We start from the raw sequence: 5,035 nt of genomic DNA, 5'->3' as shown, positions 1-5,035 counted from the left end.
ATCTGGGCTTCCGGGTGTCGCGACAGCAGAAACCGGACGCGGTCGTGGCGGCAGGCAACGTGATCACCACCCGTCCCGTCGCAGGAGTGCAGCTCGACGAGGGCAGCACCGTCACCCTCGAGGTGTCGTCGGGACCAGAGCAGGTGAAGGTTCCCCGCCTCGCCGGTCTCAACCAGCGGGAGGCCCAGCAGGAACTGAACGCGGTCGGACTGCGACTCGACAACGAAGTGGCACGTGCACCCTCGGCACCTACCGACGTCGACAAGGTGATCCAGCAGAACCCGACATCCGGGGCCAGCATCTCCTTGGACTCCCCCGTGACGATCACGCTCGGCACCGGCCCGGAGCAGATCCGGGTCCCCGACGTGACCGGGCAGCAGGTCTCCGTCGCCCAAGCCAACATCGAAGCCGCCGGCTTCCAGGTGGCGATCACCGAGATCGATTCGGGCCAGCCCAAGGGCGAAGTGGTCTCGACCGACCCCGTCGGTGGTTCGTCCGCGGACAAGGGCGACACCGTTCAGGTGCGGGTGTCGAACGGAAGCAACATCGCGATGCCGGATCTCACCGGTAAGACGGTGTCGCAGGCGTTGACAGAACTGCGCGGTGCCGGCTGGACGGGTTCGTCGAGTCAGCTGGTACAGAACCAGACGTCCACGCTTGATCCGGACATGGTCGGCAAGATCATCAGCCAGCAGCAGCCGCCCGGATCCGAGATCTCCAAGAAGAGTGTCGTGACCGTCAGCGTCGGGGCTCTGGGAATCCCGAGGTAAACGCGAAACCGGGGTCGTGTCAGGCGCCGAGCGCCTGCGCGACCTCGGCTTCGAGGTCGGCGACGAGAACCTCGGCCGGGGTATCGCCACAGATCGACAGCCAGTTGGCCAGCATCCGGTGACCGCCCTGGGTGAGCACCGACTCCGGATGGAACTGCACACCGTGGATGGGCAGCTCCCGGTGCTGCATCGCCATGACGATGCCACTGTCGGTGTGGGCGATGACCTCGAGTTCCGGGGGAATGGTGTTTTCGACGACCGTCAGCGAGTGGTATCTCGTGGCAACGAACGGGTCGGGCAGCCCTGCCAGAACACCGGCATCCTTGTGGTGAACGAGGCTGGTCTTGCCGTGCAGAAGTTCGGGAGCACGATCGACGGTGGCACCGAAGGCGGCACCGATCGCCTGATGCCCGAGGCACACCCCGAGCAGCGGGGTGTGTGCGGCGGCACTGGCGGTGACCAGGTCCATCGTGGCGCCCGCCCGTTGCGGAGTCCCGGGGCCCGGACTCAGCAGAATCCCGTCGAACTCGGCTGCTGCGGCCGCGACGGCGTCGGGACCGGTGAGGTGCGGATCGTCGTTGCGCCACACCACAGCCTGTGTTCCCAGCTGCCCGAGGTACTGAACCAGGTTGAACACGAAGCTGTCGTAGTTGTCGACGACGAGAATCCTCATGGGAGCAGGGTATTCTCCCCCGCTGTCACCCCGCATATCCGGGGACGGTCAATTGGCCCGCCGCGACCTGCGTGTAGCCGAGGCCGAAGCGCGTTGCGTACTGCTTGAACACGCGAACTCCCGGCTCGTTGGCCAGTGCGGCCTCCAGCCGAGCCGGATCGCCGATGGCCGAGATCACATACGGCGGGCTGTAGGTTCGGCCGTGCAGAAGCAGAGTGTTTCCGATACACCGGGGTGCCGACGTGTTGACGATCCGCTGATCCTGCATGCTGATCGCCTCGGCGCCGCCCACCCACAGCGCGTTCAGCACGCTCTGCACGTCCTGCTGATGCACCACCAGGTCATCGGGCGTCGCATCCACGGGGTACTTGCCGTCCGTGTCGCGCGGTGCGTCGGTGAGAGTGACCGTGACGCCCGGACCGGTCATCGGCGAAAGCCCGGCGTCCGTGGCGAGCGCCTTGCTTTCGGCCAGGGCCTGCGCGACGCCGGCGTCGGACTCCGCGGCGCTCTGCTGCAACGACTCGACCTGCGCGGCCAACTCGTCCCGGGTGGCAGCCACCTCGTCAGTCTCGGCTTGCGCGTTGCGCACGAGGTCGGACAAACGGGTGGAGTCGCCCGCGCGGATCTCGTTGCCGTGCGACACCTCGCGAGTGGTCGCCACCAGCAGTCCTGCCACGAGGCACACCACCAGAACGCTGATCCTCCAGAAGATGGACCTGGTCACCGGTGTTTCCGTCCCCTCGTCCTCGTCGCCCGAACGGCGCCTACGTTAGCGTGTACACACGCAGGTATTTCGAATCTACCTGCCCACATTCCTGTAGAACCGCACGAACGAGGACGTCATGCCGAAGTCGAAGGTCCGTAAGAAGACCGATTACACGATCAATCCTGCGAACCGCACCCCGGTGAAGGTGAAGGCCGTCGGCCCGTCGAGCACGCTGTATGTGTCGGTGATGCTCGGATTCATGCTGATCGGGCTGGTGTGGTTGATCGTCTACTACCTGGCCGCCGATCAGCTCACCTGGATGAACGATCTGGGGGCTTACAACTTCCTGATCGGATTCGGCTTCATGGTTGTCGGACTCATCATGACGATGCGCTGGCATTGATGTGGCGCGGCACCTCGCATTACACCTCTGTCATTTCATCCCCAATGTGGACAACCCCTGTGGATAACCGCAGGTCGACTGCCCGTGACTGCTGACGAGGCGCCACTGCAGTGGTCGACTCCCCTCGGCGCCGTGATCGCACTCGCGGTCGGAGGTGTCGCCTTGGGTGTCGCCGATCTCGCGGTGTCCACCGAGCCGGCCGGTCGCCTGCTGGTGGCAGTGGCCGCCCTCGGACTGCTCGGCACCGCCCTGTCCGCGGGGCGTCAACGACCCCGTCTCGCAGTCGACACGAAGGCCGGAAGCATCGTGGTGACCCGGCTGCGCGGTCGCCGGACGTACTCCCGGTCCGAGATCGAGCGGGCCCGCATCGTCCGCTATCCGCGGCTCGGTCGCCGGGTGCCGATGCTCGAGATCGACGTCCGGGCCGAGGACGGTACCGAACGCCTGATGATCTTCGGTCGTTGGGACCTCGGCGCCAACCCGGAGGACGTGTTCGACGCCCTCACCGTTCACCGACTGGTCGGCCCGGGTCAGTAACCGGCGCTCGCGCGCAGCTGGAGAACCCGCACCGCGATCACGGCCAGGGCGGCGACAATGACGGCGCCCAGGCAGACCCAGCCCACCACGACGGCCTTCTCGCGGTTGTTGCCCGCACCCGACCACTGGGGGCCGTAGAGGATGCCCGCCGTGGCTGCGGCACCGGCAACCAAACCACCGAGGTGTCCCCACAGGGAGATGCCCGGGATCGTGATGCTGATGATCACGTTGATCGCGATCACCGAGACGACGGGTGCGGGACTGCGCCGCAGGCGCAGCAGGATGACGGCCTGAGCTCCCATCAGACCGAACACGGCCCCGGACGCACCGGCCGTGATCGCATCGAGCTGGAACAGCATCACGGCCGCGGATCCACCGAGAATCGATGCCAGATAGACGGCGGCGTAGCGGGCGCGGCCCAGCACCAGCTCGGTGTCCCGGCCGATCACCCACAACGCGAACATGTTGACGGCCAGGTGGATCAGACCGAAGTGCAGGAACCCGCTACCCAGTATCCGCACGAACTCCCCGCCCACCACAGCCGGCGGATACAGCGCCCAGGACAGGAACAGGGACGAGCCCAGATGGTTGTCCATGATGCTGCGCGACTGCGCGGCGGTGATGAGGAAGACGCCGATGTTGGCAGCCATGAGGATGTAGGTGACGAGCGGGACGGTCCGCTGAGCCGACACGGCACCGGCGACGTTGCGGACCGGCCGGACGTCACGCTGCCCGGCTGCGACGCAGTCGACGCACTGATACCCGACCGCCGCCTCCCTCAGGCATTCGGGACAGGCAGGACGGCCGCAGCGGTTGCACGACAGCGCGGTGGGACGATCGGGGTGCCGGACGCACCGCGGCTGGGGCGGAGTGCCCTCGTTCGCAGCACCGCCCCAGCCGGGGTTGGTCATGGGTGTTCCGTTCCTACGCGATGGTCACGCTGTTGATCACAACAGGCTCGAGCGGGCGATCGGAGCGGTCCGTGGCCGTCGTGGCGATGGCGTCGACAACCTTCTTCGACTCCTCGTCCACGACCTCGCCGAAAATGGTGTGCTTACGGTTGAGGTGCGGCGTGGCACCGGTGGTGATGAAGAACTGTGATCCGTTGGTGCCCGGGCCCGCATTCGCCATAGCGAGCAGGTACGGACGGTCGAACTGCAGTTCGGGATGGAACTCGTCGCCGAACTTGTATCCCGGGCCGCCGGCGCCGGTGCCGGTGGGATCGCCGCCCTGGATCATGAAGCCGTTGATGACGCGGTGGAACACGGCGCCGTCATAGAACGGACCCGAGTTGGTGCCACCGGCGTTGGCGGTGCTGTAGTCCTTGGAGCCTGTCGCGAGACCGACGAAATTTTCGACGGTCTTCGGAGCATGATTGCCGAAAAGCGCGATCTTGATGTCGCCGCGGTTGGTGTGCAGCGTTGCGGTTGCGGTCTGATGAGGTGAAGTCACCCCACCATGTTGCCATTATGCGGTTTCCGGTGGTTCGCGCACCGGCGAAGTCGGCCGCGGGAACCGTTCGTGTGCCTACCTCTTGTGACAAAGTGGGGACATGACACAAGCGACGGAGTCCATCACGAACGTGCTGCCGACCGCGGCTTCCGGTGCAGATCGGGCCCTGCGGCTCGCCCGGACCACCGCGCTGTCCGCGGCCCGCGGAACCGGCCAGCTCGGCCTGTTCATCGGGCGTCAGGGAGTGTTTCTGGCGAAGAAGGGCATCAACGCCCAGACCGCACCCGCGCGGAAGGCGGCAAGGACGGTCAAGGTCGTCGTACGCCCGCTGACCCCGGACGCCCCGGAGCAATCGAAGCCGCGCAAGGGGCGTCGGATCGCGATCGGCTTCGCAGTCGGTGCAGTTGTCGCCGGTGGCGCTGTGTTCGCCAGGAGTCGCCGGCGGGAGCAGCCGCCCGTAGCGCCCGCGCCCCCGAGTCTTCAGGACGCCGAGA

8 protein-coding genes are annotated in these 5,035 nt (G+C 66.4%); 4 read left to right on the top strand and 4 right to left on the bottom strand.

Annotated elements, in window-relative coordinates:
- Positions 1-770, top strand: a 770-nt coding sequence (locus WAW17_RS01775) for a PASTA domain-containing protein (RefSeq protein ID WP_422331313.1), incomplete at its 5' end; no start/stop codon positions are given.
- Between the two features lie 19 nt (positions 771-789).
- Here the strand turns inward: WAW17_RS01775 and WAW17_RS01770 are convergent.
- Together WAW17_RS01770 and WAW17_RS01765 are read right to left on the bottom strand one after the other, a co-directional pair.
- Positions 790-1,443: an aminodeoxychorismate/anthranilate synthase component II gene (locus WAW17_RS01770; protein ID WP_422331312.1), complete on the bottom strand. Its 654-nt coding sequence runs from the start codon at positions 1,441-1,443 to the stop codon at positions 790-792.
- Positions 1,444-1,468: 25 nt separating this feature from the next.
- Positions 1,469-2,167, bottom strand: a complete 699-nt coding sequence (locus WAW17_RS01765) for a DUF881 domain-containing protein (protein ID WP_422331311.1) — start codon at positions 2,165-2,167, stop codon at positions 1,469-1,471.
- 118 nt (positions 2,168-2,285) lie between these two features.
- Between WAW17_RS01765 and crgA the strand changes: the two genes are divergently transcribed.
- Together crgA and WAW17_RS01755 are read left to right on the top strand one after the other, a co-directional pair.
- Complete coding sequence (crgA, locus tag WAW17_RS01760; RefSeq protein ID WP_422331310.1) at positions 2,286-2,552, top strand: cell division protein CrgA; 267 nt, start codon at positions 2,286-2,288, stop codon at positions 2,550-2,552.
- Positions 2,553-2,630: 78 nt separating this feature from the next.
- Positions 2,631-3,089 carry a PH domain-containing protein gene (locus WAW17_RS01755; RefSeq protein ID WP_422331314.1) on the top strand — a complete coding sequence of 153 codons (459 nt, stop codon included), beginning with the start codon at positions 2,631-2,633 and terminating at the stop codon, positions 3,087-3,089.
- On the opposite strand, the gene WAW17_RS01750 is transcribed toward WAW17_RS01755, so the two are convergent.
- Positions 3,083-4,000, bottom strand: a complete 918-nt coding sequence (locus WAW17_RS01750; RefSeq protein WP_422331309.1) for a rhomboid family intramembrane serine protease — start codon at positions 3,998-4,000, stop codon at positions 3,083-3,085. The two genes, WAW17_RS01755 and WAW17_RS01750, sit on opposite strands and share 7 nt — an antisense overlap.
- Positions 4,001-4,013: 13 nt before the next feature.
- Positions 4,014-4,541 (bottom strand): peptidylprolyl isomerase, encoded by a 528-nt coding sequence (locus WAW17_RS01745; protein ID WP_422331308.1) that lies wholly within the window; start codon positions 4,539-4,541, stop codon positions 4,014-4,016.
- A 100-nt stretch (positions 4,542-4,641) separates the two neighbouring features.
- Between WAW17_RS01745 and WAW17_RS01740 the strand changes: the two genes are divergently transcribed.
- On the top strand, positions 4,642-5,035 hold a 394-nt coding region (locus tag WAW17_RS01740), incomplete at its 3' end, for a hypothetical protein (RefSeq protein WP_422331307.1).

The sequence above is a fragment of the Rhodococcus sp. (in: high G+C Gram-positive bacteria) genome, assembly GCF_049286785.1.
GTDB lineage: Bacteria > Actinomycetota > Actinomycetes > Mycobacteriales > Mycobacteriaceae > Rhodococcus_F.
Note: the sequence above shows the minus strand (reverse complement) of the source record. Positions and strands in the feature narration are given on the sequence as shown.